The following is a 26,123-nucleotide window of genomic DNA, read 5'->3' on the forward strand; positions in this document are numbered from 1 at the left end:
CCAGCGGCCCAGCGGCCCAGCGGCCCAGCGGCCCAGGACGCATTGTCATCGGCCGGGCGGGTCGGGACAACCTCGCGGCACTCGGGGTTTCGACTCAGTCGGATAGGTCGGCCACCTAACGGCGCTGCAGGTGCGCACTCGGCCGACGCATCGGACCACCCGCAGCGCTCCAGGCCTGGGGCACTCGGCGGAACCGCGCTTCAACTGGGTGACGCCGAGGCCGCCCGAAAACGGCGATGCGCCGCGGCCGATCAACCGGCCGCGGCGCATCGAACTACGTACTACTTACCGCCCTGGCTCGCGACCGCGGCCGCTCCGGCGGCGGCCGCCTCCGGGTCCAGGTACTCCCGCGGACGCACCGGGCGCAGGTTCTCGTCCAGTTCGTAGCGCAGCGGGATGCCGGTCGGGATGTTCAGGCCCGCGATGTCTTCGTCGGAGATGTTGTCCAAGTGTTTGACCAGCGCGCGCAGCGAGTTGCCGTGCGCGGCGACCAGCACGGCCTTGCCGGTGAGCAGCTCCTTGGAGATGGTCGACTCCCAGTACGGGACCATCCGGTTCACCACGTCGAGCAGGCACTCGGTCTTGGGCACCTCGATGCCCGCGTACCGCGCGTCGCCTTCCTGGCTGTACTCGTTGGCCGGGTCGATCGGCGGCGGCGGGGTGTCGTAGCTGCGCCGCCACAACATGAACTGCTCGTCGCCGTACTTGTCGCGGATCTGCGCCTTGTTCTTGCCCTGCAGCTCGCCGTAGTGCCGCTCGTTGAGCCGCCAGTCGCGGATCACCGGGATCCAGTGCCGGTCGGCCGCGTCCAGCGCGATGTTCGCGGTGGAGATGGCCCGGCGCAGCAGCGAGGTGTAGACGATGTCGGGCAGGATGCCGTGCTCGGCGAGCAGCTCGCCCGCGCGCTTACCCTCGGCGATGCCCTTGTCGGTCAGGTGCACGTCCACCCAGCCGGTGAACAGGTTCAGGGCATTCCATTCGCTCTCGCCGTGGCGCAGCAACACGAGGGTGTACGTCATGACGGCCATCCTGCCACGCGCGGACCGCGCGCCGGAGCCCTGGTCAGGATGCCGGAGCGAGCGCGGTGAGCAGTCCGGCGCCGACCAGGGTGGCCTGATCGCCCAATTCCGAAGGGACTACGTGCAGGTCGCGCAGGAACTCGATGCGGGCGTGCGCGCCGAGGGCCTCCTGTAATGGTCGCCACAGTGGCTCACCGGACTGCGCGAAGCCGCCGCCGATCACCACCAGATCCACGTCGAGCAGCGCGGCCGCCGACGAGATCACCTGGCCCAGCGCGATTCCCGCGCGCCGCAGCGCCGCCTTGGCGATCCGGTCCCCCGCTTCGGCGTCGGCGGCCAGCTCGATGCCGGTGGTTCCGTGCCAGCCGCGCTCGCGCGCCCACCGCACCGAGGACGGGCCGCTGGCCACCGCCTCCACGCAGCCGACCCCGCCGCAGGCGCACGGGTCGGTCGACCCCGGCACGATCATGTGACCGATGTGCCCCGCGTTGCCGGTGTGCCCGACCGCGACCATCCCGCCGACGATCACACCGCCGCCGATCCCCGAGGACACCGTCATGGCCAGCGCGTCCGGCGTCTCCCGCGCCGCGCCGAAATGCCGCTCGGCCAGCGCCAGGCACACCCCGTCGATGGCGAAGCGCACCGTGGCGCCAGGAAACAGTTCCTGCACCGCGGGCACCAGCGCGAATCCGTCGCGCCACTCCGGGATATTGAGCGGGGTGGTGATCCCCGCGGGTGCGTCCACCGGACCGCACGAGCCGATGCCGACCAGGTCCACCTCGGATCCGTTGGCCGCGGCGAGCAACAGCCCGCGCACCGCCTCCCACACGCCGGTCGGCGGCACCTGGATGCGGCCTACCTCGTGCGTCATTCCGTCGGCCCCCACCAAGCCGACCGCGATCTTGGTCGCGCCGATGTCCAGAGCGAGAACGGTCATTCGAAACCCCCACTTCCCAACGCCACCGGACCGCCGCGTTCGCGCGACGGTCCGGTGCCGAATGATCTTGCTGTGCGGTCGCCAACGGTAGTTGCCCGGCGGCAGCCGAGCACCATCAGGGCAAGCGCCCGGCGGCAGCCAAGCACCATCACGGCAAGCGCCCAGCGGCAGCCGAGCACCATCAGAGCAAGTGCCCGGCGGCCGCTCGGCATCACCAGCATCAGCACCCGGCGGCTGCTCGGCATCTTCAGCATCAACGCCCGGCCGCCGCTCGACCCCACTGGCTCAGCCTCTAAGTCGCCGGGCATCCTCGAGCCGGGCACCTGGCGGCCGCTCGACACCTCCAGACCCATCAGGCGGGAGCCACTTGCAGCAATCGAGTTCGTCGGCAACAGTCGGCCGCTCCGCACGTCGGGCTCATCGACCGGCGACCCGTTCGCACCGCCTCGGACACGCGGCATCCGTTCGGACTCCGGACGGAAGGCCAGTCGGTTGCCCCGCACCTTCGGACCGTCCGCTCGATGGCCGCTCGGCACCATCGAGTGCAGCAGCCGTGGCCGCCGGGAATCTCCGGATCGAGCACACACTCCAGCCGCTCGACACCGCGACCCGAGTCTTCGAGTCAGCCGGAGCGCCTCGGGATCGCTGGGCCGAACGCGCACCATCGGGTGCGAAAGTCAGGAGTTCTCGGAAGACTCGACCAGATGCTCGAACGGGAGCAGATTCTTCAACGACTCCCCGCGCGAGACCCGCCACTTCCATTCCTTCCGAATGGATTCCGCGAAGCCGAGTTCCAGCAGCACGTTGAAGTCGGCGTCCACCGCCTCCAGCACCTGGCCGAAGATGCGGTCGAGCTCGTCCTCGGTGACGGCGTGCGTGGCGATGCGGCCGACGAGGTAGATGTCGCCGACCCGGTCCAGCGTGTAGGCCACGCCGTAGAGGCGGCGGTTGCGGCGGAGCAGGAACTTGTAGACGCCCTCGAAGTTCTCGTCGGGCTTGCGGCAGACGAAGGATTCGATGCGCACGCCGTGTTTGCCGACGGTGAGCATCAGCGTCGTCTTCAGCTTGCGCTCACCGGGCAGCACGACGACGAAGACGTCCTCGCCCGGGCGGGTGTACTCGATCTCCCGATCACGCAGCGTCTCGTCGATCAGCCGCACGGTCGACTGGATCTCCGTCATCGGTGCACTCCCATCCGGCGCCGCCACAGCGCCCGCGATCTGGCCTGACCGCCCTCGCCGAGGAGCGCGGCACCGGACAGGTTAGTGCGTTCCGCGCCCGTCGCCACCGGTCCACCGCCCAGTTCGGTCTCGGGGAATCCGGCGAGCGCCGCGGCGTAGCTGGCGAGCAGCCCGTCGGCGGTGTGCTCCCAGGAGAAGTTCGTGGCATGCGCGACCGCGCGGTGGGCCATCTCATCCAAACGCCCCGGCGCGTCCAACAGCGCGCCGAGCGCGGCGGCCCAGTCGGGAGTGCGGTGGCCGGGGACGAGCAGTCCGGTCTCGCCGTGCCGGACGGCGGTGCCGAGTCCGCCGACGTCGGCGGCGAGGACCGGGGTGCCGCTGGCCTGCGCCTCGATGGCGACCAAGCCGAAGGATTCGTTGTAGCTGGGCACCGCGACCAGGTCCGCGGCACGGTAGACCTGCACGAGACGGTCCGGCGGCTGCGGCGGCAGGAACGTCACGCGGTCGGTGATGCCGAGTTCGGACGCCAGCTCGATCAGCGCGTCGGGGCGCTTCAGTCCGCTGCCGGACGCGCCGCCGACGATCAGCACCCGCAGATTGCGGTCCGGATCGGTGCGCAGCAATTCGGCGGCCGCGCGGACGAGCACGTCGGGGGCTTTGAGTGGTTGGATGCGGCCGACGAAAGCGACGATCCGCTCATGGGCGGCAAGGCCGAGCTCGGCGCGGGCCGCGGCCTTGTCACCGGGACGGTAGCGGGCCAGGTCGGCGCCCGGCGGCACCACATCGATGCGCTCGGCGTCGGCGCCGTAGAGCTCGACGAGCTGACGCGCCTCTTCCGCGGTGTTGGCGACCATCCGGTCGGCCTCCGCGATGACCTGCTTCTCGCCGATCTCGCGGGTGACGGGCTCAGGGCAGTCGCCATCGGCCAACGCGGCGTTCTTCACCGCGGCGAGGGTGTGCGCGGTGTGGATCAGCGGCACCCGCCAGCGATCCCTGGCCAGCCAGCCGACCTGGCCGGACAACCAGTAGTGCGAGTGCACCAAGTCGTAGTGACCCGGCTGATGACGCGCCTCTTGGCGCAGCACCTCCGCGGTGAACGGACACAGCTGGGTGGGGAGATCGTGCTTGTCGAGCCCCTCGAACGGTCCGGCGACCACGTTGCGCACCAGCACCCCGGGCGCCGCCTCCTGAACCGGAGGGACGTTCGACGAGGTGGCGCGGGTGAAGATTTCGACTTCGGTCCCGCGTCGCGCCAGCTGGAGAGCCGTTTGCAGCACATAGACGTTCATGCCGCCCGCGTCACCGGTGCCCGGTTGCGCGAGTGGCGACGTGTGCACCGACAGCACGGCGATCCGGTTCGGCCGTTGGTCCGCACGTTGACTCACAACATCCATAGTGCACGGTGGATAACCGCCGCCGACGCCGCCTACCGGGCAAGTGAGAGTCATCACACAGCAAAAGGTGAGAGGGCTCACGAACCGCGCTGACCTGCGATTCGAATGTATGTGCGTACGTTCGCATCCATTCCGGCCATGCGCGGCCCAAGGGCGGGTCGCCACCCGCAGTACGCGCGTCGGCCGTGCGCGGTTGGCGAGGTCTCGCGCGCCCGCGACTACTGGTGCGAGCTCCCGAGCGTCGGATCGAGCCGGTCGAGCTTCGCCAGCGTCTCCGCGTTGTGGGCGGCGCGGGCGTCGGCGCTCTGCTTGGCGAGCAGGTCGCGGATCTCGATGAGCAGTTCGGTCTCGGTGGGCTCGGCCGCCTTGGTGGTGCCGAACCGGTTCTTCAGGGTCTTCATCGGCATGATGAGCACGAAGTAGAGGACCGCCGCGATCATCACGAAATCGATGAAGGCGGTGACGATCGGGCCGACGGCGATGAATGTCGCGGGCTTGCTCGGCACCAGGTGGAAGCCGAGGCCGAGCTCGTTGGCGTTGCCGAAAACGGCGAGCAACGGATTGACCACGCCCTTCGTCACCGCGGTAACCACCGCCGTGAACGCGGTGCCCATCACCACAGCCACGGCGAGGTCGATGACATTGCCGCGCATCAGGAACTCTTTGAAGCCCTTGAGCATGAGTCGAACAACTCCAATCCGGTGTAGCAAAGTTTCAGAAAAACGATCCGATGCTAACCGCGACTCCGCAACTCAGCGAATCCCCAGCAAACGCTCCAGCGGAACCTCACACCCACAACACCGGAATCCCCCGCTCCCACACCCCCACCACACGCCCCACACAGCCACCGCCTATGTGTCGCGTGCGGAAAGTATGTGGCACGGCCGACCAGACCGCAGAGCACGGCTCAGGAACGGCGTGCGAAGCGTCCGGGGTCGGCCTGGTCTCGCGGCTTGACGATGATTTGATCCAGGTTGACGTGCGGCGGTCGCGAGGCCACGAAACCGACGATCTCGGCGATGTCCGCCGCGACCAGCGGATCGATCCCCTCGTATACCTTCGCCGCCCGCTCCGCGTCGCCCTCGAAACGCACCAGAGAGAACTCGGTCTCCACCGCGCCTGGCGCGATCTCGGTGAGCCGCACCGGCTTGCCGAGCAGTTCGCCACGCAGCGTGCGGTGCAGCACAGCCTGGGCGTGCTTGGCCGAGGTGTAACCGGAACCGTTGTCGTAGGCGTGGAACGCGGCGACCGAGGTGATGGTGACGATCAGGCCGTCGCCGGAGGCGATCAGCTTGGGCAGCAACGCCTTCGTGACGCGCAGCGTGCCGAGCACGTTGGTCTCCCACATCCAGCGCCAGTCGTCGAGGTCGGCTTCGCTCACGGGCGCAAGGCCTTTCGCGCCACCGGCGTTGTTGACCAGCACATCGACCGACGGCACGGCGTCGGTGAAGGCCGCGACCGACTCCTCCGAGGTGACGTCGAGTTCCAGTGCGGTGCCGCCGATCTCGTCGGCCAGCGCGCGCAGCCGGTCGAGCCTGCGCGCGCCGACGTATACGTGATAGCCCTGCGCGGCGAGTTCCCGCGCGGTGGCTTCCCCGATGCCGGAACTGGCTCCCGTGACGACGGCGGTGCGATTGCTCATGGGGCGAGTTTAGGGCGTGCCTGCGCCGTCGCTCCGGCCGTGCGGGGTCTGTCGACGGGCTTCGCCCGGCAGCGCCGCTCGAGTGCGGGGTGTTTGCCGGTGTCACGCGCTACCGCACGGATCACCCGCGCGGAGCATCGGCGCCCGGCCTTACGCTGGGTGGCATGGCACTTCGGGAAGCGGTCAGCGCGGATGGCACCAGCATCGTCTATCGAATCGACGGACCCGCCGACGGACGGCCACTCGTCCTGGTGCACGGCTGGTCGGCGAGCCTGCGCTGTTGGGGCGGCGCGGCCGACGATCTGGCCGGCCGGTTCCGGGTGATCGCGATGGATCTGCGCGGTCACGGCTATTCCGGCGTCCCGGAGAACGGTTACGACGATCCCAAGAACTGGGCCGCCGACCTCGCCGCGGTCCTCGCGGCCGAGGGCATCGAGTCCGACGCTGTACTGCTCGGCTGGTCCTACGGCGGCATCGTGATCAGCGACTACCTCACCGCCTACGGCGCGGGCGCGGTGTCGGGCGTCGTATTCACCGGCTCGATGGCCAATATCGGGCGCGACGTACCCGGCGCCGCGACCGGACCCGCGATGCAGGAGGCCATCCCCGGCGTCTTCGAGGCGAGCGCGGGTCGCGCCACCAGGGCCTTCGCCGCGTTCGGCAACGCCAACACCGGCCCGGGCCCGGACAAAGGCGTGGACGCCCAGCGGCTGTTCGGCATCAGCCTGGCCACCCCGCCCGCGGTGCGCAAGGCGCTTTTCTACCGCTCTGTCGACAACACCGAAACCCTTCGCGCCCTCGACATTCCGGTCCTCGTGCTGCACGGCGACGCGGACCCCGTCGTCCCCATCGACAACGGCCGCTACATCGCCGAGAACACCCCGCGGGCGCGTACCTCGTTCTGGCCCGGTGCGCAGCACGGGTTGTTCATCGAGGACCGCCCGCGCTTCGTCACCGAGGTCACCGAGTTCATCGACAGTCTGTAGCGACCGGCGTGAGCGCGACCGGGCCCTACCGGGGCGGCCCCGGCGAGACCGGGGTGGCCGAGACGACCGGGGACGCGGACCCGTCCAGCGCCGACATCTTCTTCCAGGTCGCCCAGTCGATGGTCCAGTCGTAGAGGTCGCCGTCGGCCGCGGACAGCGGGATCGAGGTGCCGGTGACCTCGACCGGGTCGCCGTAGCGCGCGGTCGGGAAGTACGCCTGGGCGTCGGCGGGCGAGAGGTTGATGCAGCCGTTGGTGACGTTCGCCGAGCCTTGCGCCGCAAGGGATTCCGGGTTGGCGTGGATGAATTCGCCGTTGTTGGAGATGCGCACCGCCCAGCGTTCCCTGACGTTGGTGTAGTACGGCGGATTCGACATCAGGAAATCCTCGTACTTCTCGGTGACCACGTGGATGCCCGAGCGCGTCACGTTGCGCGGCTCGTTGCCCTGGCCGTAGCTCACGGCGAAATCGAAGACGGTCCGACCGTCCCGCACCACTCGCATGCGGTGGCTCGGCGCGTCGGCCTGCACGATCTGGCTGCGGCCGATGCGGAAGTCCGAGGTGAGGTCGGAGTAGCCGTAGTTCCCGCCGCCCAGGTCCAGTCCGTAGAGGTCGGCGGCGACGTGCACGGTGGTGCCCGGCGTCCAGTACTGCTTGGGCCGCCAGTGCACACGCGAACCGCCGTTGTCGTCAGGGAACCAGGCCCACGCGCCCTCGGTGGGCGGATCGGTGGTGACGGTCAGCGCCTTCTCCACCTCGGCCTTGTCGGTCACCGGGGACTTGAACTGGAGGATGATCGGCGCGGCGACACCGACCTCTTGGCCGTCGCCGATGTTGACCGTCGCCGGGACGGTGCTCTTCGGCGCCAGCGTACGGAACGAGCCGTCGATCGGGACCGGCTTGCCGTCGGCGCCGACGGCGGTGCCCGACCATGTGTAGGTGGCGTCGTAGCCGAGCGGTTCGGTGATGCGGAAGGTGCGCTTGTCGGGGCTGAGCTCACCCTGCACCTGTTTGCCCGCCGCGTTGGTCAGCGCGACCTGGGCGATGGTCCCGTCGGCGACCGTCACGGTGACGGGCGCGACGGGGTTGACGTTCTCGTCGGCGTCGCCGGGGCTCATGGTCACTTCGGCCACCGGACCGGACGCTTCGCCGGACTTGTCGTCGCTGGAACAACCGGCCACCAGGGCGACCACGACGAACAGAACAGCCGACACGGCGGCCACCGGTCGGCGGATCACGGGACGCTTGCTCACCGCATCGAATTTACGCCTGGCGAACGACCCGACCGGCCCGTTGCCTGGCGCACCGCCCATTTCGTGCGGTCAGGCGTATCTCCGCCTCGGCTGTGCGGTTCGATCGTCCGACACGTCAGAGCGTGACGCCGACGGTGACGGGCTCGGGCTCGAGCCGAATGCCGAAACGCTCGGCCACGCCGTCGCGCACGGTGCGGGCCAGCGCGACCAGGTCCTCGGCGGTGGCGGCGCCCCGATTCGTCAGTGCCAGCGTGTGTTTCGTGGAGAGCCGGGCCGCGGCGTCCGGGCCGGGGAAGCCCTTGGCGAAGCCCGCGCGTTCGATCAACCAGCCCGCGGAGAACTTCACGCCGTCCACGGCCGGGTAGGTGGGAATCGTGACATCACCCACGTGCGCCGTGATCGCGTCCCGTACCTCGGGCACGCGCGCGTGCGGGACCACCGGGTTGGTGAAGAACGAGCCCGCGCTCCAGGTGTCGTGATCGGCGGCGTCGAGCACCATGCCCTTGCCCCCGCGCAGGCGAAGCACCGCGTCCCGCACGTCCGCGGCGGGTCTGGTCTCGCCCTCGGTGGCGTCCAGGACTCTGGTCAGTTCGCCATAGCGCAGTGGTGCGCTCGCCGCGCCCGCGTTCAGCGCGAAATCCACGTCGAGCACCACCGCGTCGTCGCGGTGCTTGAGCACACTGGTGCGGTAGCCGAAGCCGAGTTCGGCGGGCTCCACCCAGCGAATCTCGCCGCTCGCGCGGTCGAGCAGCCGCACCCGGCGCAGCAGATCGGCCACCTCGACGCCGTAGGCGCCCACGTTCTGCACCGGCGTCGCGCCCGCGGAACCCGGTATGCCGGAAAGACATTCGAGACCGCCGAGACCGGCCGCCACGGTCGCGGCGACCACCGCGTCCCAGTTCGCGCCCGCCTCAGCGACGACGCCGTCCGCGCCGATCTCGACGCCCGCGGTCGCGATGCGCACCACGACGCCGTCGAACCCGTCGTCGCCGATGAGCAGGTTCGAGCCGCCCGCGAGCAGCAGCACGGGGATATTCGCCGCGTCCAGGGCGCGCACCGTCGCCACCACGGACTGCGTCGAGGCGCACTCGGCGACCAGCGCGGGGCCGCCGACCCGTAGCGTGGTCAGCTCGGCAAGCCGCACCTCGTCGCGCACCAGCGCACCGGTGTCGGCCAGCACGTCGCGCGCCTGATCGGTCGCCACCACACGTGAAGTTCGCACGCTCCAGACGGTAGCGTGTCCAACCATGGCTACACCCTTGGCGTACACGGCCCGCTACTCCCACCCGGTCGCCGCCGTGCGCGCGGCCTTCGCCGACGAGCAGTACTGGAAGGACCGCATCGCCGAGGTCGGCGGACCGAACGCTCGCCTCGAGTCGGTCACCGTGGAGGGCGATCAGGTCCGCGTCGAGATGGTGCAGGCCATCGCCGCCGAACTGCTGCCACCCGCCATCACCGCGGTGCGCCCCGGTGACCTGATCATCCCGCGCACCGAGAACTGGACCGGCGACACCGCCGCCTTCGACGTCCGCGTCGAGGGCGCTCCTGCCACCATGCGCGGCACCATCACCCTGACCGGCGACGACACCGCCGCCACCGCCACCCTCGACGGCAGCATCGAGGTGAAGGTCCCGCTCTTCGGCAGCAAGATCGAAGCCGCCATCCAGGAACGCCTCACCGAACTCCTCCAGTCGGAAGAGGAGTTCACCAACACCTGGCTGTCCCAGCACTGAGGATCGTGTGCTGACCGTCACCCAGTAACCTTTTTCGAATGGCACGCCGACTGGACTACTCCGCCCGCTACCCGCTGCACACCACCAAGGAGCTGTACGAGGCGCTGTCGACCCGCGAGTACTGGGAGGCGCGGGTCGCCGAGATGCGAAAGTACACGCCGGCCAACGAGGTGGTCAGCCACGAGGTGAGCGATTCCGGGATCGACGTGGTGCTGCATCACACCCTGCCGCGCGAGATGCTGCCGGAGATCGCGCAGACCGTGATGCGCAAGGACATGGTCATCACCCGCAAGGAGAGCTGGGGCCCGTACAACGGCGAGGAGACCGTCGGCAAGTTCTCGGCGTCGATTCCGGCCGGGCCGGGCAGCCTGAGCGGCACCATCAAGCTCTTCCCCACCGAAACCGGCTGCACCGTGCGCTTCTCCTCGGAGGCGAAGGTGTTCATCCCGATGGTCGGCCCGCGCCTCGAGCAGTTGATTCTGGTGAACCTCGTCGATCTGTTCCGTGGCGAGGCCGAGGAAACGGTGAAGTGGCTGGAAGAGCGAAACCCGACCAGCTGAGCAGACCTATCGGCACGATCACCAGGGGGACCACCGGCGTCAACCGGCTGCGGCGCAGCGACCGTTGGCTGATGCACGACGAGCTGGTCACCGCGCGCCTGTCGGCGGCGCCCGATCCGCTGGTGGTCGACCTCGGTTACGGCGCGAGTCCGTGGACCACCTTCGAGCTGGCGGGCAGGCTGCGCAGGGTGCGGCCGGACGTGCGGATGGTGGGTCTCGAAATCGATCCGGAGCGGGTGGTACCCGGTCGCGACGGCGTCACCTTCGCCAGGGGCGGTTTCGAGCTGGCCGGTCTGCGTCCCGTGCTGGTGCGCGCGTTCAACGTGCTGCGCCAGTACCCCGAGTCGGCCGTGCCGGACGCCTGGTCGACCATCCTCTCCGCCATGGCGCCCGACGGCCTGCTCGTCGACGGCACCTGTGACGAACTGGGCCGCCGCAGCGCCTGGGTGCTGCTGGACCGCACCGGCCCGCTCTCGCTGACGCTGGCGTGGGATCCGTTCACCGTCGAGCGCCCCTCCGACATCGCCGAGCGACTGCCGAAGGCGCTCATCCACCGGAATGTGCCCGGCGAACCGATCCACACCTTGCTCACCGCCGCCGACCGCGCGTACTCGCACGCCGCGCCGCTCGCTCCGTTCGGACCTCGGGTCCGCTGGCGTTCCGCCGCGGAACAGCTACGTGCGCAAGGGTTCCCGGTGCGGGAGTATCGCCGACGGATGCGCGACTGCGTGCTGTCGGTTCCGTGGTCGGTCGTCGCCCCCCGTCAGTGAAATCGTCGTCGCGGGTCTGCCTCTGCTAGCACCGTGGAACAACCACGCGCACAAAGGTTTCCGGTGCGCGAGTACCGCCGACCGATTCGCGGCGAGGCTGTCCGTCCCGTGGTCGATCGTCACACCCCGGCCACCGACCGCCTCCATCGCGAGCCCCGCGTCCGCTTGCGCGCTCCCGAGGAGCAGCTATGCGCAGGCTTTTCGGTGCGGAGCATCGCTCGGCGCGCGACTGCGTGCCGTCGTTCCCTGGTCGAGCCCCGTCACCGACCGTCGGCGCCACCTTTCCGACGTACCCGGGCCAGCCAAGGTCGAGTCCTGCCGTTCGAGCTGCCATAATTTCCCTCGCGCAACGCTGACTCGCTATGACTGCCCGTGCGTGTATGACGAACTGCGGCAACGACGTATCACCGGCTATATGCTCGGCGGTACCGGCGACAAGGTGACCGCCGAACGTTGGATCATCGAACAGATCCTTGCCCTGCCGCACCGCTACCGCTGCCTGGCCATCCGCCGGAATCGCACCGATAAACACCACCGTCAAGGCTTGGTCGTGATCGTGTAGCCTCCAGATGCAATAGTCAGGGGGATGAAGTGGCGCAACCGGGAGCCGATGACGGGACGTTCGATGTCGTTCCCGCCGAGGTCACTGACGCTGGCCGGTATATCCAGTTGACGGCAGAGGAACTGGTCAGCGGGTTCCGTTCCCTCGACGTCGAAATAAGCAGACTTCTCGAGACCTGGACCGGGAACTCCGCCACCGCCTACCGCGCGGGATGGGAGGAAACCCGCCAGGGCGCGGAAAACGTCTTGGACTCACTCGCGACACTGGCCAAGCTCTTGGGAGTAGTTGCCACCACCCACACCGACCTCGACACCACACGCGCTGCGGGCGCCAGCTCGCTCGATTTGCCTTAAAGCTGTTGATAGGGAACCAAATCCATGAGTGATTCTTATCGCGTCGATTTGAACGAACTCGAGAACGTTACGGACCGAGTTGCTGGCTTCGTCGGATTCCTCGAACAGAGCCTCGATGGTATCCAGCAACGCATCACCGCCGTGCAGTCCAGCTGGACCGGCCCGTCAGCTACTGCCGCGAACGAGGCATTCACGCAATGGCTCGCCGGGGCGCAGGAAGTCTCGGAGGGCATCACGACCATGCGGCAATCCGCGGTCGCTGCGCGCGATCGTTACAACGCTGCCGTTGCCGCGAATCTTCAGATGCTCGGACGCAGCACGGGCAGCCGGTCGTGACCGAATCCGCGACCTTTCTCGATGTCCCCACACAGAACTACTACGACGCGGCGAACATCTGCGCGAAAGCCGCTTCCGACATGTTCACCGCGTTCAAGACCGGAATGCGTTCTTTTGGTGACACGACCTTGATGGCCGGTAGCGTCGGCGACGGCAAGCTATGGGGCGAATCCTACGACCAACAGGCCGCAGACGTTTATTCCATGTCGATCGACCTGGTGCTGGCCCTGGATGGCTACGCCCAGGTTCTCAAACAGGCGGGTTACAACCACGCCCTGGCCGACCATGATCCAAGCAGCGGTACGCCCGAACCTACCGCTCCCAACACCACACCATCGTTCAGCCTTTCACCGCAGGAACTCGCCGACCTGCTCGTCCCGCCCTCCGCGGGCGGGCCGGGACGCGGGATCGAGGATTACGGCCTCGACTTGATGGCCAAGATCGGAATCCCTGTTCCAGATGGGAACACCGAAAAACTCAATAAATCAGCCGATGTTTGGAATGCGTTAGCTACCAGCGCCTCTGTGACGGCCATCCCAGATCAACTAGAACGTGCCGCAGCTCTCTTCGAAACGGTCACCTCCCCTGACGCGAACTTCATCGATGAGGACCTACGTGAACTCAAAAGCGCCGCTTCCGATCTCGCTGGCGCCTACGGCGAACTCGCCCAGGCTTGCCGCGACCAGAAGAATGCTCTCGAAGACCTCCGCAAGGACCTCTACGCGACATTAGACGATCTCGCCGAACAGATTCTATTGGAGATTGGGATTTCCCTCGCGGTCGGCCTGTTCGCCTCGAGCATCACCTTCGGGGCCGCCGCAACCGTCGTCGCTGCACGGACCGCGAAAGCCATCGACAATTTTATCGATATCATTCGCGCCGTCGTCAAAGCTAGCAAGCTCAAGGCTGTCGTCGTGGTCGAGAAGATCACCGCCGCACGGAAAGCAGCGGTCGAGCGCATCAAAGACTTGGCCACTAAACTCTTGGAAAGAGCAAAAGCAGCCTTCACCTCGCGAAAAAATTTCACAGACCTGTTTGCGAATGGCCGAACCCCGAAGGCAAGTGAACTCAAAGCTTATGCGGAGAGTCAGGGGTGGACGCCGTCTCAGACTCCGAACGGACCACTAAAATATACCGACTCGAATGGGGTTGTGCGGCTCACCATCAAGCAGGGAAGCAGCAGAGCGCCAGGAAGTGCAAACCCCCACGTCGAGATTCGGGACGCAAACGGCCAGCGCACTGACCCGTTCGGCGCGCCCGTGACGCGGAAAAGCACTGGCAATCACACTCCGATAGATTGGGACTTGTGATGGAACGTGATTACACGGACTACCCCGAGCTGTCGCGCCTGTATCTCGAAGACAGCTACGTACTCGAAATCATCGAGGACAGTGCGAGGCTCGCCTTCGACTTGGAGGCAGTCCTGCTCCAAGGCCATCCGGCCTACCACGATCCGATCGAAGGTGAGCAGTACTGCTATGCGCGCGGTCTATTGACCTTCGACGACATCTCCGATGTCGAATGGGTGTCACGGTCCCACGCAACCTACACCGACGCTTCTGGAGAAGAAGACCTGGGCAACATCGACTCGCTCACGAACGAGGATGGCGTCTTCCAAGTCGAAGGCGACTGGGGGCAGGTCCACTTCCGAAGCAGTCAGGCTCCAACATTCGAGTTGTACTCCGATTCGACCAATCGCGTCGGGCAGCCACTGCCCGGAACGGAGTAGCTGGCGTCACAACCGGCGGCTGTCGAACCCCCGCACAGCTCATGTCGCGTGTCCGTTCAGCACTTGCCGAACTGAACTGCCCCGCCCTGTCTCCGCTGCTGATTCGCTCACCTGGCGCGACACACTAGCTCACAGCTCGCGGGCAGAAGCGCCCGGGAGGATTCCTCCGTCAGTTCATGCCCGGGGAGCGATCGCGCTAAGCTGACCCGCTATAGCGCGACATCGATGGGGGCAAGATGGCGGTTGGTGACGAACAGCACGATCGATCGAAATCAGCTGTCTTCCAACACTACTCGGAAGCGCACCCGCTGAACGCGGTCAGCACTCCACGGCTTCGGCGCGGCATCCATCCGTCGACCGCTGGGACGCTCATCGCTGGCCTGCCAGGATTCGCGCTCAGCCTGATCGTCGTCGGAACGGCGTCGGCTCTCATCTCTTCCATGAACGCAGCGGTCTGGACGGCGCTGATCGTGTTCGTCGCGTCGGGGACCGCCGTGTTCTTCAGGCCCACCGAATACGTGATCGCCCGGGCGTTCTTCCGCTATCGGCAGCCGACCCTCCCCGAACAGCAGCGCCTAGACCACGCCTGGGGTCTGGTCACCAACAGCGCCGGAGTCCGAGCGGACCAGTACCGGCTCTGGGTCGAGGACTCCAACGACCTCAACGCCTCCGCTGCGGCCGGACACATCGTGGCAGTCACACGCGGCGCGCTCACACTTCCACCGCATCAGCTCGAAGCGCTGTTGGCGCACGAACTCGGGCACCACCTCGGCGGGCATTCATGGGCCACACTCCTCACGTATTGGTACTCCCTGCCCGGCCGGCTGCTCATGCGAGCCCTGCACTGGTCGACGCAGTTGGCATTCGCGCTGGTCACCGGAATCACGCTGGGTGCAGCAGGTGGCGCCTTGGGCGGGCGTGCAGGAAGCGAGGCGGCCGGTTGTCTCATCGGTCCCATCGTCCGCCTGTTCCCGCTGCTTTGGCTGGGTTTGATCACGCTGTTCTTCTATTCGATCCACCCGTTGATGGTGCTGCTGTGGGCCGTTCCGTTCGCGCTGGCCTGGTTCAGCCGATACCAGGAAACAGACGCCGACCGAGTCGCCGCACAGCTCGGCTACGGCCCAGCTCTGCTCGAAGTTCTGTACGGGTGGCTGCACGCCGGGTACGACGACGCTCGGCGACGGAACGGACTGCGCGCCAACATGTTCGCCAGCCACCCCTCTTGCGCATCGCGGATTCACGCCCTGGAGAAGTACCTGAACATCCAGCACCGCCCGTAGCGACATTCTCGAAACATCGACTGCGACAAGGGGGATCACGAATGACTGTTCCACCGAACTGGTACCCGGACCCTGAGCAAGCAGGCTTTCTGAGGTATTGGAACGGCACGGAGTGGACCGGTGACCGCGCACCAGTCGGTTCTGCGGCTGGCACGGAGCCCGGCCAACGTCGCGCGTCGACCACCTCGAGTGTCCCGTTGTTCGGCGCCCGTGGGTTCGCGAAGAAGCAATCACAAGAGCTGGCCGAAGCACTCGCCGAAATCCAGCGACTACGAGCGCAGTTGACTAGCACCGGCGGCCTCGAGCTCGCCGAACTGCAACGGCTGCGTGATCAGTGCGCAGCACAGGTCACCGAGCAGCAGGCGCAGCTGGACAACCTGCGCATGCAGATCGTCAACACCCGCGAGGAGATGATTCTCCAGGAGATCGGTATCTATGAATACCGTCACCCCCTATCGGACGCGGTTGCCTACCGGGAACAGCTCGAGCGCCTGCGAGGTGAGATCAAGGACTTGGCGCGACGCGACGGCGGCGCGATCGAGTCGCTGGCCCCTTGGGTCGTCAACAACTCGGTCACCGATGGGCGCAAGATGATCCGCGAATACTCGACGCTGATGCTGCGCGCCTATAACGCCGAGGCGGACAACCTCGTCCGAAGTCTCAAGCCACACAAACTGGACAACGCGCTGGACCGCCTCGACAAGATCGCCGCCGCCTTCGAACGGCTGGGCAAGACGATGAAACTGCGTGTGGCGCCCGACTACCACCAGCTTCGCCGCCGCGAGCTGGAAATGACCGCCGATCATCTCGAGCTCGTCGCACGGCAGAAAGATCGCGAACGCGCCGAGCGAGACAAGCTCCGCGAGGAACGCCGAGCCCAGGAAGAACTCGCACGCGAGCGGGCGAAATACGAGAAGGAACAGCGGCAATGCAGCAACGCCCTCACCGCACTCCAGGCCGCAGGTAGCGGCGACAGCTCTGATGCGGATGACCTGCAAGAAAGGCTGGCGGCCTTGGAACAGGCCATCAGCAGCATCGACTACCGGGCGTCCAATATCCGCGCGGGTTACGTGTATGTCATCTCCAACATCGGCGCGTTCGGCGAAGGCGTCGTCCAGATCGGGTTGACTCGCCGATTCGATCCGGACGAGCGGATCCGCGAACTCGGTAACACGGCAGTGCCGTTCCGCTACGACATCCACGCCATGTTCTTCGCCGACGATGCAGCCGGAATCGAAGAGGAGATGCATCGCCGCCTGGCCGAGAAACGTGTCAACAAGGTTAACCACCGCCGCGAATTCTTCTACGCCACGCCCGCGGAAGTACGCGAACACCTGGAAAGCCTGACCGGTGAACTCATCGACTTCAAAGAACTCGCCGAGGCCGTGGAATTCCGACAAAGTCGCACCGCCCACAACGATGTCCGGAATAGCCGAGGCAGCCGTGTGATCTCGCCGGTTCCGCACAACTGACGAACCCGAACACGGAAGGATGGATGATATGCCAGAAGCCAAGGGACAGTTGACCATCCGTACCAGCGGTAGCGCTGACGACCTCATCGAACTCCTCGAGTGGTTCAACGACGATGACGACCTGCGAGGTCGAGTGGAGATGCCTTCGAACCGGATTCGCCCGGGACAGATGGGCGATCTCTATGACGTGCTCGTCGTCGCCGTTGGTGCGGGAGGAATCGTTCCCGCGTTGACCTACTCGCTGACCACTTGGTTCACGACCCGCCGATCCGATATCGCCCTCACACTCGAGATCGATGAGCACACCGCGCTCACCCTCGACGCCAAACGAATCAAAACCCCGGAAGTCGCCCAAGCATTGCAGAGCATGCTCGAGCGCGCCGACAAACCCCAGTGAGCCCAACGTCCACGCGCAGCGGCTGGCGTGCCGTTCTCGTCGGTGTGAGCCAGTACGACGATGTCGAGTTCCCCGACATTCCGGCCGCCCTGAACAATGTCGCGGCCCTTGCGCAGCTCCTGACCGCGCCTGACGGTGGCGGGCTCGCCGAAAGCCATTGCAGCGTCCTCACGAATCCGGACAGTCCTCGAGTGGGTTCCACGGTCGGGTCCGCCGCGCGGGAAGCCGACGACGTCCTGCTGGTGTACTACACCGGACACGGCATCGTCGACCGACGCGGACAGCTGTATCTGGCGCTGCCCGGTAGCAGCAAGGAGCACCCGAAATGGAGCTCCGTACCGTTCTCCACGCTGCGCGACGACCTCATGGCAAGCCGAGCCCGCACCCGTGTTCTCATCCTGGACTGCTGTTTCTCGGGACGAGCGTTCGAGGCCATGAGCGCGCCATCCACGCTGGTGCAAGGCCAAATCGACGTCCAGGGCACCTACACCATCGCTTCCTCCTCCCGGACCGAACCTTCGGTGGCACCAGATGGCCACCGCCACACCGCGTTCACCGCCGCACTACTGAGCGCTGCCACCGACCCCGCCATCACCTTGGACGAGCTGTACCGGAAGGTCGACCAGATCCTGCTCCGCAACGGCCACCCCCGTCCGCAACGTCGAAGCGTCAACGTCGCGGGCGAACTGCGGCTGTTCACCACATCTTCCCTCCCACCCGAAGACAGCTCGACCGCGCCGATCGTCTCGCCTGCTGACACTCCCGCGACGCTGTTCGCGCGTGGCCAGCGCTTCGCCGACCAGGACGACCTTCCGCAGGCGGAGATCCTATGGCGCAGCGCAGCGTTACAGGGACACACCGGCGCGATGAACAACCTGGCGAATCTGCTTCGCACACAAGGGAAGCCCCGCGAAGCGCATGACTGGTACCGCAAGGCCGCCGAGCAGGGCGATGTCGACGCCATGGGGAATCTGGGCAGCCTCCTGCACGAGATCAAGCGATTCAGCGACGCCCAAGATTGGTGGCGCCGAGCCGCGGAGGCGGGGAACCCCGACGCCATGTACAACCTCGCCGTCATGCTCGACAAATCATTGCGCTTCGACGACGCCCTCGTCTGGTACCGGCAAGCCGCCGAAGCCGACCACCGCGACGCGATGCACAACCTAGCGATCCGGCTCCGCTACCGCGGTCGAGCATCCGAGGCCATCACCTGGTGGCACCGCGCCGGACACCAACGCGCACAACGCGCCAACGAGAAGCTGCGTGGACTGGCGTCACGAAAGAAGTCACGGTAGTGCAGCTGCGGCGCCCGAAGGACCTCGGACGGTGGCCCAAAGTAGGATTGGGTAGCGCTGAACGGAGTTGCCTGTGGCGCACAGGAAGTCGCGGCTATGTCCGCTCAGGGCGGATAACACATTGGGATGAACAAGGGGGGAAAGCCGGTGGTTGAGCAGAATCCGACGACACCGGGCGGCAACGGACTATCGGTGATACTCGACCCGGCCGCGATCGCCGCCGTGAACGCGGAGAGTCGGAGTAGAGCGGCCACCGAGAATCTCGGCAAAACTCAGGAGCACGTCCGAACCGATTCCGCCGAACTCTCCAGCAAGGGCGCCGACACCGACCCGGACTTCGCGCAATCCAATGAACGGTTCGAGGGCTGGTCCCAGCAGGATCTGTACAACGCCGTGCACGGTCCGGGCGGCATGGACGTCGCCGGACTGGCAACTGCCCGAAAGGTTTGGAACGACGCGGCGAGCCAACTGGGCGTTGTGGCGTTCACGATGCAAGCGCGAATCAACACGCTATTGAGCGACGGCGCGCTGGCCGGACAAGCAGGCGATGCCGCACGCAGCGCGTCGACGCGGCTGGGACAAACCACCAACTTGATCGCTCAAGTGTTCTCCGCCATGCGTACCCGCACCGAGCAGCTCTACTACACCGCGGAAGCCCTCCGCGCCGCCGTACAGCCTCCAGTTGTGAGTGCCGTGCCCTCCGATCCGGACGACCCGCAACAGTCGATCATCCCGGGCATCCCGAATCCGGCGACCATCACCACCACCCGCGCGGCCGAGGAGCAGACCCGCCTCGCCAACATCGCCGCCATGAACACGATCTACAAGCCCGGCTACCCTCCGGCCGGATCGGGTGTGCCCTCGTATGTTTTCGTTCCGGACGCTCTGGACAACGGCGGCACGCCTGGCACCCCAGGCACACCGAACACCGGTCCGGCAGCGGGAAAACCCACCTCTCCCAGCTCGCCGCAGGAAGGCGAACCCACAGCCACCGAGCAAGAAACCCCCCCGACGGCTCCCGAGCAACCCGAAGACAAGCAGCCGGATCAACCAGCAAGCCCGACGAGCACGGATCAACCTACAGACCCGGCGTCGACGACCCCGGCGAGCACCACCCCGGCATCGGCCACTCCGACGACGGCCCAGCCCACGCTCGGTACGCCGGGAGCGGGTACCCCTGCGATGCCGGGCACCCCGCATGCGGCAACACCCGGCCCTGGGGCATCGGTGCCCGGCACAGGTGGTTCCGCACCGACCACGGCACCGGCGGCCCCGGCAGGCGGTGCCAACACTCGACTAGGCGCGCACGGTCCGATGGGATCCATGGCTCCCGGCGCGGCGGGGCAACGCCGAGGCGACGATGATTCCGATCACTCCATCCCGGACTATCTTCGGCAGGTGCAGCCCGACTGGCTCGAAGGCATCGAGGCCGCGCCGGGAGTCATCGGCGCCGACCCGGACGCCTCCGACGCGGACGATCTCATCCCTGCCTCCGCAAACGTCGCGGATATGGCCGGTGTGGCCACCGAGCGGTTCCCGAGTTCACCGGAACCCCAGCCCGAGCTACCGAACCACATCCCTCCCTTCCCAACCAATGGCGGCGCCGCATCGGCGCAACCCGCGCCGGGCGCTGCCGATCCATCCGCCGTCACACCCGCGATGACGCCCCAATCGCCCACGATGTCGCCGGAGGCCGCGGCTCTGCTCGCCGAATACGCCTGGGATCCCGGCGAATCCGCGTCCTCTCCCGCGTCCGGCACCGATGCTCCTGGATCGGAGCGCAACCCTCAGTGACCGTCATGACATCACTCACGGTGAGCCCCGACGAGTTCGCCTGGCTATGGCGAACGCTTACCGACCTCGATGATCTCTACCGCCCCGACCCGCTGCGCATCTACGAAACCGCCACCACCAGTGACGAATACGCTCGCCAGCTGATCGGATTCGAGCAACGATTCCCCGTGACGGAGACCAAGACACTCGCCCCGATCTTCGCCACACTCGCGTCTCCCGATATCCGCCTGCGCTGCTATGGGACACTCGCCGACGGTCGCGAAATCCGCACCCATGCCGCGATAATCGAGGACCTCGCGGTCGTCCTCACCCAACAACCGGTACTTCCCCAGCACGGCGGACCCGTCCGGCTGGTCGTCACCGAACCCGGCGAAGCTCCGCTCCACCTCGCCGCCACCATGCCGCCCGCCGAACCTGGCGGCGCGGGCGCGATGCTCGGTTACACACCTCGCGTGCGCGGCGAGGAACCACCGCTCAGTTGGGGTAAAGCTGCCGACGGGCGCCTCCCCACCGACGAACGAATCCGAAAACTCACCCGACTGCGGCGCAGCGCCGAAGGCCAGTTGATCATCGAACGCGGCCTCACCACCCGACCGCACCCCGTCCAGTACCTCTCCTGGATCGACATCCCACCCGGCCAATTCGCTTCCGGCCGTTACCTCATCGACGTGGTCAACACCGAAACGATCGTCACGCCCGCCTCCGCCGACCACATCGCTCACGAACTCCGCACCCGCGCCGGGCTCGGCAGCTCGGCGGGCAGCCAAAGGATTGGACGATGACCCAAGAGCTACCCGCAATCGACTACGGTAAAGCCGAAATCAATGCGTTCGCGGACATGGCGCGAGGCGGAGATTTCAAATACGACGCCGATGGGATACGGCAAATCGTCGAAGCGTACGGCATGTTCATCGAGGAGATCATGGAGGTCAGCAACTCGCTGGACGTGGTGGTTCGCGGCTGCAATTTCGGCGGCTTCCCCTCTGCGCAGGAACTTCGTGAAGGTTTCAGCTGGAAAGCCAAGGAAGGGAAGCATGTACTCGACCAACTGATCGACGGAATCTATCGAATTCAGGAAGCCTACCTGCTGGCCGCCAACCAAATCGAAGATGCAGATGTGATCAACCAGCGGCGGCTCACGCACACGACCGAGATGTTGGGAGATGCGTCGTGAACTGTGTTGAAAAACTGCGAATCACGATCGCCGTATGCGGCATCGTCGCCACCTTGACCTCTTGTGGTCCGGACGCTCCTGAAGAGCAACTACCAAATTCCGCACCCTCATCGACCGTCACTATTGCAATGACAAAAACCGTCGAACCCGCACCACACCAACCGGAACGCGCCAGGACAGCCGTCGAGTACGATCCCTGCTTCACCCTGCCGGACCAGGTTGTGGCAAGCCTTGGCTTCGATCCGACCACTCGCGAACGCAGGGACTGGGTTTCCGACGACTATGCCCTCATCGGATGCGACTTCGACCGCAAGGAGAAGAGCCGTTTCAGCGACCGGATGGGTCGCGTAGGCGGCTTGTGGGTGTACTCGTCCAACATCACACTCGATGAACTTCGACAGCGCGGATTCAAGAATGCTCGCGACACCGTAGTCAACGGCCGGAGTGCAATGTTCTACTCCGACAACCCTGAACGGGAATGCGACATCGTAATGACTGGCCCCGACGGATCCGTCGACGTGCGCCTCTCCGACTCACCCGAAACCGATTGGGTCGCCTGTGACCACATCCAAGAAGCCGCCGAAGCCGTAGAGGCCGTCCTCCCCGACGAGAAATAACCGCCCCAAAGCAGCCAAATCTGGAGACCTCACATGGCCGGATACCTCGATGTCGACATCGACGTCCTCACCAAAACCGTCACGTCGTTACGCGCCGCCGAACAAACCCTCACCGACGCCATGAGCGCCATGGCCAAGGACGGCCGCGGCGATATCGGCACCACGCAACTCAACGACGCCGCCGAAAGCTTCCAGCGGCGCTGGAAATACGGCATCGAACGCATCGGTGAGGCCGCCAAGGTCACCGCGGACGGTGTCGACAGGTGCCGCGTTGCCTATCAGGAACTCGATCGGACCGTCGCCAGCGCCATCAACAAGACCGAGGACGCCCTCCCCGGCGGCGCCGGACAACCCGCTCAGGCACCCGCATGACCCAACCGCAGAACCCGTACCCGAACCTCGGCTTCAACCCGGTCCCCGGCGCTGTCACCGATGTCGCCGCCCTGCAAACCAAGATCAGCACTGCGTCCGACGCGATCTTCGAAACCAACACGTTGCTGATGAGGCTGCGCAACAGCAACGACAACGTGTGGAAAGGAGACGCGGGCAACGCTTTCCGGGAGAGCTTCGACACCACCCTCGCCCTGGACCTCGCCAGCGCACAGACCTCCTTACAGAACGCCGTACGCCTCATCCAGGACTGGCATACCAACCTCGTCAGCTTCCAGGAGACCGCCCGGGGCCTCGAAACCGAAGCGGCCGCCGCACGCACCGAACACACTCAGGCCCTCGCCACCCTCGATCAGGCCCGCAAGAACCCCGATCTCGGCCTCGCCCGACAGACATTCAGCGACCCAGCAGCACTACAGTCCGCCCAAGCCCGCCTCGACGCCGCAACCGCCCAACTCAGCTCGGCTGCCACCGCGGTCAACGACATCAAGTCCCGGGTCGACTCGATCATCGCCCGCGCCCGCGATCTCGAAACCACCCACAACTCAGTCGCCGCCCGCATCGCCGCCGACCTCGACGCAGCCGCAAAGAACTGCGCGCCCAGCCCGCCCGACAAGAGCATATGGGACAACATCGTCGACGCTGTAAAAGCCGTCGGAGATTGGATTGACGAACACCGCAAAGGCATCCACGACGTCTTATCCACCACGGCAGCAATCGCTGGGTTGTTGGCGGTAGTGACACCGCCACCCATCAATGCGATCGCACTGGGAGTCTCGTTGGTGGCCGGAGTCGGTGCACTGGGCCTCGATCTGACCGACGCCGAGATGCGTGACGATCTGCTACATGGCAGCTGGCAGGAAAAATTGAGCGCGGCGAGCACGATCAGCGGTGACGCGCTCGGGTTGATTCCTGGTGCCGGAGCGCTGGGTAAGGTTGGCAAGGTTGCTCTGCTCGGAGACGAGGTGGCAGATGTCGGCAGACTCGAAGGAATGGCCCGAGCATGGACTGAAGGGGCAAGCAATCCAGGAATAGTAAACAAGTACATGACGGACAAGAATGTGTTCGGTGTCACCGATCAACTCAACAACACGGGAACAACGCAAGGTGTGCACAAATTACTTCAGTTCACGGGAGCCGAAGGTTCTCACAGCACTCCCGACCCGGCAGTTGCCCTGAATGTGGTCAAGAGAGCAGAGAACACCCTCGGTAGCATTGGCGGCCTGGCCCTGAGCCAAATATTCGGAGGATAGATCGGTGACCGGCCCAATGAAACTTCGCGGCACATATTCCGTCGCAGCGAATCTCCCCCCTGGATATCATGAACTACCTCTCGACGGAATCGATCGCCTGATCGGCAGTCCCGTGGTGGACGCCTTGAGTGCCGCATCCGGCGTCGCATTGGAAACGGTTCCGCGCGTGCTCGGTACACTGGACTTCTTTCTCAAAACTCTGGCAATCAAGAATGTGGTCTATTGCGGAATAGGTCAACATGCCTCTCTCAACGGCGAGCCGGTGACCTCGTGGTTGACCGTCTCAATCCTCGAGTATGGCGAGTCGAGGAATCCCCGCCTGGTTGTGCACGAACTCAGTGCGGACAAACTATCGAGCAACTTCTCAGGCGATCTGGCGCCCGTAGACATTACGGGTCGGCCAATTCTATTATCCGAATCAGTACAGCTCTACCCCGCTCCCGAGTTAACTGAAGCAGAATATAGCAGTGACGGGGTGGAGGTCTTTCAAATGGAGGCCATTATCCCATCCGACGATGGCACCAACATTGCGGTCATCGAATTATCTACGATTTCCGTCGAAAATGGACCTCAATTTCGCCAGATGCTGTTGAGCATGGCTACTACTCTGGATTTCGTGAATAAAGCCTCGACGAAAACGAGTCTTCATCTATGATTAGATCAAGAGAACGAAACGCCGTCGAATCGATCCTCGACCGCTGGCCATGGCGGGAGTATCAGTACAAATTCGGTCGATGGAACTACTACAATCGGATCACCTTGTGGTCCATCCTCGCGGATAACATCTCCGAGAAGAAGATATGGATGCGGTCACTGTACACCTTTCAACTTTTCGACCCGGTTGATGGAACAGCGTTCGCGGAGTTCGCGGCACCGCAGCGGTTCGGATTCGGGTACGGCCTGGCCCGCTACTCCGGGATGGTGCGGTTCGCGGGTGACCCGACCGCGCTCGGAGTCCTGGAAACGAACGACGGATCGGACCAACGGCGACTCGTGTGCCTGAACAAGGTGGCGCGATCGACGGCACTTGCCGAGGCACACATACTTACTCCCGGCGGAGGCTTCTCCGACGACTTCCGATTCGTCGTCGAACATCGGCTGATCGAGCCGTGGACCTCCCGCCGCAGAGCGCGGTATCAGGTCAAGGGCAATCGGCCCCGTGCTACCTCCACCAATACCCCGGCGTCCGAGGAACAGCTGAGGCCATGGATCGCCGATGTCCCCTACTGACTGGATCGATCACCCATGACACCAGGACGCCATCCCATTCTCGTCGGCGACGCCGACGAATTGCGTTGCATGGAGAACATACTTGCCCATCACCCATGGCAGGCGTTCAACTTCAAGCACCGAGCATGGGTTCGCAAGCCCCGGCGCTGGCGTTCTCTGCGCACCGGTGAACTCTTCCGGTGGGCCGAATCGGGCGATGTTCCGATGCAGTTGATCAGTCGCGAAACCGGGGATTCGATCGCGGAATTGGCGCCAGCGCCCTGGCTGGGCTCGTTCGGCATCGTGCTGTTCGCAGGCAACCCTGATGTCGCCGGAGTCTGCCGGGACGTCCTTGATCGGAAGAACCGAGCGTGGTTCACCCATCCCCCGTCCCTGGATCGGAAGACCGCCCTAGGCCTTTGTTCATCTCCGCAATCGTTCCCCTTTCGCGCCAGGACAGTCGGCCAGCACCCACAACAGCTGACCTCGGCGATGTGGTTGGCAGACCAGCCTTTAGCGGCAGCGCAGACATCGAGGCTGCTGAGGCGAGCCGAAGCCCGACTTGCTGGATTGCACGATTCCGCACGCGGGAACCAGTGAGCCGTTTTCATCTCGGGCGGCGTGGAGCTTGTGGTCGCGTAGGGCGTGGGTTGGCCTTGGCTTTGCCGTGAATTCGTGAGTCATCGCTCAATGTAGAGGGTTTCGCACGGCAGGCGCCGCAATCCCTCGCATCCGTCCGTGAACAGCGAAATCGTTTCTGGGGCGTGCCGTTCTCGCCACGCTCGGGC

31 protein-coding genes are annotated in these 26,123 nt (G+C 65.6%); 22 read left to right on the top strand and 9 right to left on the bottom strand.

All coding sequences use genetic code 11. The annotated features are described in order from the left end of the window. Positions 1–281: 281 nt before the first annotated feature. The 7 genes from T333_RS14400 to T333_RS14430 all read right to left on the bottom strand — a co-directional run bounded on the left by T333_RS14400 (position 282) and on the right by T333_RS14430 (position 6,173). Positions 282–1,019, bottom strand: coding sequence for a phosphoglyceromutase (locus T333_RS14400; RefSeq protein ID WP_496424695.1), 738 nt, complete (start codon positions 1,017–1,019; stop codon positions 282–284). A gap of 43 nt (positions 1,020–1,062) precedes the next feature. Then, entirely contained in the window at positions 1,063–1,956 is an 894-nt protein-coding gene (locus T333_RS14405; protein ID WP_496424696.1) for an ROK family protein, read from the bottom strand. Then, on the bottom strand, positions 1,953–2,309 hold the full coding sequence (locus tag T333_RS14410; protein WP_496424697.1) for a hypothetical protein: 357 nt from the start codon (positions 2,307–2,309) through the stop codon (positions 1,953–1,955). Before T333_RS14410 ends, T333_RS14405 begins: the two co-directional genes overlap by 4 nt. A 324-nt stretch (positions 2,310–2,633) precedes the next feature. Then, positions 2,634–3,137: a type III secretion system chaperone family protein gene (locus T333_RS14415; RefSeq protein WP_354998847.1), complete on the bottom strand. Its 504-nt coding sequence runs from the start codon at positions 3,135–3,137 to the stop codon at positions 2,634–2,636. Beyond that, positions 3,134–4,531, bottom strand: coding sequence for a D-inositol-3-phosphate glycosyltransferase (mshA, locus tag T333_RS14420; protein ID WP_496424698.1), 1,398 nt, complete (start codon positions 4,529–4,531; stop codon positions 3,134–3,136). Before mshA ends, T333_RS14415 begins: the two co-directional genes overlap by 4 nt. A 218-nt stretch (positions 4,532–4,749) precedes the next feature. Further along, entirely contained in the window at positions 4,750–5,211 is a 462-nt protein-coding gene (gene mscL, locus T333_RS14425; protein ID WP_354998845.1) for a large conductance mechanosensitive channel protein MscL, read from the bottom strand. Between the two features lie 227 nt (positions 5,212–5,438). Continuing rightward, positions 5,439–6,173 (bottom strand): SDR family NAD(P)-dependent oxidoreductase, encoded by a 735-nt coding sequence (locus tag T333_RS14430; RefSeq protein WP_354998844.1) that lies wholly within the window; start codon positions 6,171–6,173, stop codon positions 5,439–5,441. 164 nt (positions 6,174–6,337) lie between these two features. Here T333_RS14430 and T333_RS14435 point away from each other — a divergent pair, with 164 nt between their 5' ends. Continuing rightward, positions 6,338–7,159: an alpha/beta fold hydrolase gene (locus T333_RS14435; protein ID WP_496424699.1), complete on the top strand. Its 822-nt coding sequence runs from the start codon at positions 6,338–6,340 to the stop codon at positions 7,157–7,159. A gap of 25 nt (positions 7,160–7,184) precedes the next feature. Here the strand turns inward: T333_RS14435 and T333_RS14440 are convergent, their stop codons facing one another. Together T333_RS14440 and T333_RS14445 are read right to left on the bottom strand one after the other, a co-directional pair. Continuing rightward, the gene (locus T333_RS14440; RefSeq protein WP_496424700.1) at positions 7,185–8,411 is read right to left on the bottom strand and encodes a L,D-transpeptidase; all 1,227 of its coding nucleotides are present in this window, start codon (positions 8,409–8,411) and stop codon (positions 7,185–7,187) included. Positions 8,412–8,526: 115 nt separating this feature from the next. Then, entirely contained in the window at positions 8,527–9,567 is a 1,041-nt protein-coding gene (locus T333_RS14445; RefSeq protein ID WP_496424801.1) for a UDP-N-acetylmuramate dehydrogenase, read from the bottom strand. A gap of 91 nt (positions 9,568–9,658) precedes the next feature. Between T333_RS14445 and T333_RS14450 the strand changes: the two genes are divergently transcribed. The 21 genes from T333_RS14450 to T333_RS14550 all read left to right on the top strand — a co-directional run bounded on the left by T333_RS14450 (position 9,659) and on the right by T333_RS14550 (position 25,935). Continuing rightward, positions 9,659–10,144: a DUF2505 domain-containing protein gene (locus tag T333_RS14450; RefSeq protein WP_357254256.1), complete on the top strand. Its 486-nt coding sequence runs from the start codon at positions 9,659–9,661 to the stop codon at positions 10,142–10,144. 38 nt (positions 10,145–10,182) lie between these two features. After that, complete coding sequence (locus tag T333_RS14455) at positions 10,183–10,704, top strand: DUF2505 domain-containing protein (RefSeq protein WP_354998840.1); 522 nt, start codon at positions 10,183–10,185, stop codon at positions 10,702–10,704. Next, positions 10,674–11,474: a class I SAM-dependent methyltransferase gene (locus tag T333_RS14460; RefSeq protein WP_496424701.1), complete on the top strand. Its 801-nt coding sequence runs from the start codon at positions 10,674–10,676 to the stop codon at positions 11,472–11,474. The genes T333_RS14455 and T333_RS14460 overlap by 31 nt, the downstream gene beginning before the upstream one ends. Before the next feature lie 376 nt (positions 11,475–11,850). Next, positions 11,851–12,036 carry a hypothetical protein gene (locus T333_RS14465; protein ID WP_496424702.1) on the top strand — a complete coding sequence of 62 codons (186 nt, stop codon included), beginning with the start codon at positions 11,851–11,853 and terminating at the stop codon, positions 12,034–12,036. 29 nt (positions 12,037–12,065) lie between these two features. Then, entirely contained in the window at positions 12,066–12,389 is a 324-nt protein-coding gene (locus T333_RS14470; protein WP_496424703.1) for a WXG100 family type VII secretion target, read from the top strand. A gap of 24 nt (positions 12,390–12,413) precedes the next feature. Further along, positions 12,414–12,725, top strand: a complete 312-nt coding sequence (locus T333_RS14475) for a WXG100 family type VII secretion target (protein ID WP_496424704.1) — start codon at positions 12,414–12,416, stop codon at positions 12,723–12,725. Continuing rightward, positions 12,722–14,035 (top strand): hypothetical protein, encoded by a 1,314-nt coding sequence (locus T333_RS14480; RefSeq protein ID WP_496424705.1) that lies wholly within the window; start codon positions 12,722–12,724, stop codon positions 14,033–14,035. Before T333_RS14475 ends, T333_RS14480 begins: the two co-directional genes overlap by 4 nt. Further along, complete coding sequence (locus tag T333_RS14485) at positions 14,035–14,454, top strand: hypothetical protein (RefSeq protein WP_496424802.1); 420 nt, start codon at positions 14,035–14,037, stop codon at positions 14,452–14,454. The genes T333_RS14480 and T333_RS14485 overlap by 1 nt, the downstream gene beginning before the upstream one ends. Positions 14,455–14,894: 440 nt before the next feature. Then, positions 14,895–15,734, top strand: coding sequence for a M48 family metalloprotease (locus T333_RS14490; RefSeq protein ID WP_496424706.1), 840 nt, complete (start codon positions 14,895–14,897; stop codon positions 15,732–15,734). Positions 15,735–15,775: 41 nt separating this feature from the next. After that, positions 15,776–17,206 carry an SNIPE associated domain-containing protein gene (locus T333_RS14495; protein WP_496424707.1) on the top strand — a complete coding sequence of 477 codons (1,431 nt, stop codon included), beginning with the start codon at positions 15,776–15,778 and terminating at the stop codon, positions 17,204–17,206. Between the two features lie 28 nt (positions 17,207–17,234). Further along, on the top strand, positions 17,235–17,603 hold the full coding sequence (locus tag T333_RS14500) for an effector-associated constant component EACC1 (protein WP_496424708.1): 369 nt from the start codon (positions 17,235–17,237) through the stop codon (positions 17,601–17,603). Further along, positions 17,600–18,898, top strand: a complete 1,299-nt coding sequence (locus T333_RS14505; RefSeq protein WP_496424709.1) for a caspase, EACC1-associated type — start codon at positions 17,600–17,602, stop codon at positions 18,896–18,898. The genes T333_RS14500 and T333_RS14505 overlap by 4 nt, the downstream gene beginning before the upstream one ends. Before the next feature lie 147 nt (positions 18,899–19,045). Then, positions 19,046–20,692 (top strand): hypothetical protein, encoded by a 1,647-nt coding sequence (locus T333_RS14510; protein ID WP_496424710.1) that lies wholly within the window; start codon positions 19,046–19,048, stop codon positions 20,690–20,692. Between the two features lie 5 nt (positions 20,693–20,697). Further along, on the top strand, positions 20,698–21,474 hold the full coding sequence (locus T333_RS14515) for an ESX secretion-associated protein EspG (protein WP_496424711.1): 777 nt from the start codon (positions 20,698–20,700) through the stop codon (positions 21,472–21,474). Beyond that, positions 21,471–21,866, top strand: a complete 396-nt coding sequence (locus T333_RS14520; RefSeq protein WP_496424712.1) for a hypothetical protein — start codon at positions 21,471–21,473, stop codon at positions 21,864–21,866. Before T333_RS14515 ends, T333_RS14520 begins: the two co-directional genes overlap by 4 nt. Continuing rightward, the gene (locus T333_RS14525) at positions 21,863–22,483 is read left to right on the top strand and encodes a DUF3558 domain-containing protein (protein WP_496424713.1); all 621 of its coding nucleotides are present in this window, start codon (positions 21,863–21,865) and stop codon (positions 22,481–22,483) included. The genes T333_RS14520 and T333_RS14525 overlap by 4 nt, the downstream gene beginning before the upstream one ends. A 33-nt stretch (positions 22,484–22,516) precedes the next feature. Further along, positions 22,517–22,855, top strand: a complete 339-nt coding sequence (locus T333_RS14530) for a hypothetical protein (RefSeq protein ID WP_496424714.1) — start codon at positions 22,517–22,519, stop codon at positions 22,853–22,855. Then, entirely contained in the window at positions 22,852–24,126 is a 1,275-nt protein-coding gene (locus T333_RS14535; protein WP_496424715.1) for a hypothetical protein, read from the top strand. Before T333_RS14530 ends, T333_RS14535 begins: the two co-directional genes overlap by 4 nt. Positions 24,127–24,130: 4 nt before the next feature. Beyond that, positions 24,131–24,781, top strand: coding sequence for a hypothetical protein (locus T333_RS14540; RefSeq protein ID WP_496424716.1), 651 nt, complete (start codon positions 24,131–24,133; stop codon positions 24,779–24,781). 149 nt (positions 24,782–24,930) lie between these two features. Next, positions 24,931–25,356 carry a hypothetical protein gene (locus T333_RS14545; RefSeq protein WP_496424717.1) on the top strand — a complete coding sequence of 142 codons (426 nt, stop codon included), beginning with the start codon at positions 24,931–24,933 and terminating at the stop codon, positions 25,354–25,356. 15 nt (positions 25,357–25,371) lie between these two features. Next, entirely contained in the window at positions 25,372–25,935 is a 564-nt protein-coding gene (locus T333_RS14550; protein ID WP_496424718.1) for a hypothetical protein, read from the top strand. Positions 25,936–26,123 lie beyond the last annotated feature (188 nt).

It is taken from the genome of Nocardia sp. CNS-044, from assembly GCF_059570515.1.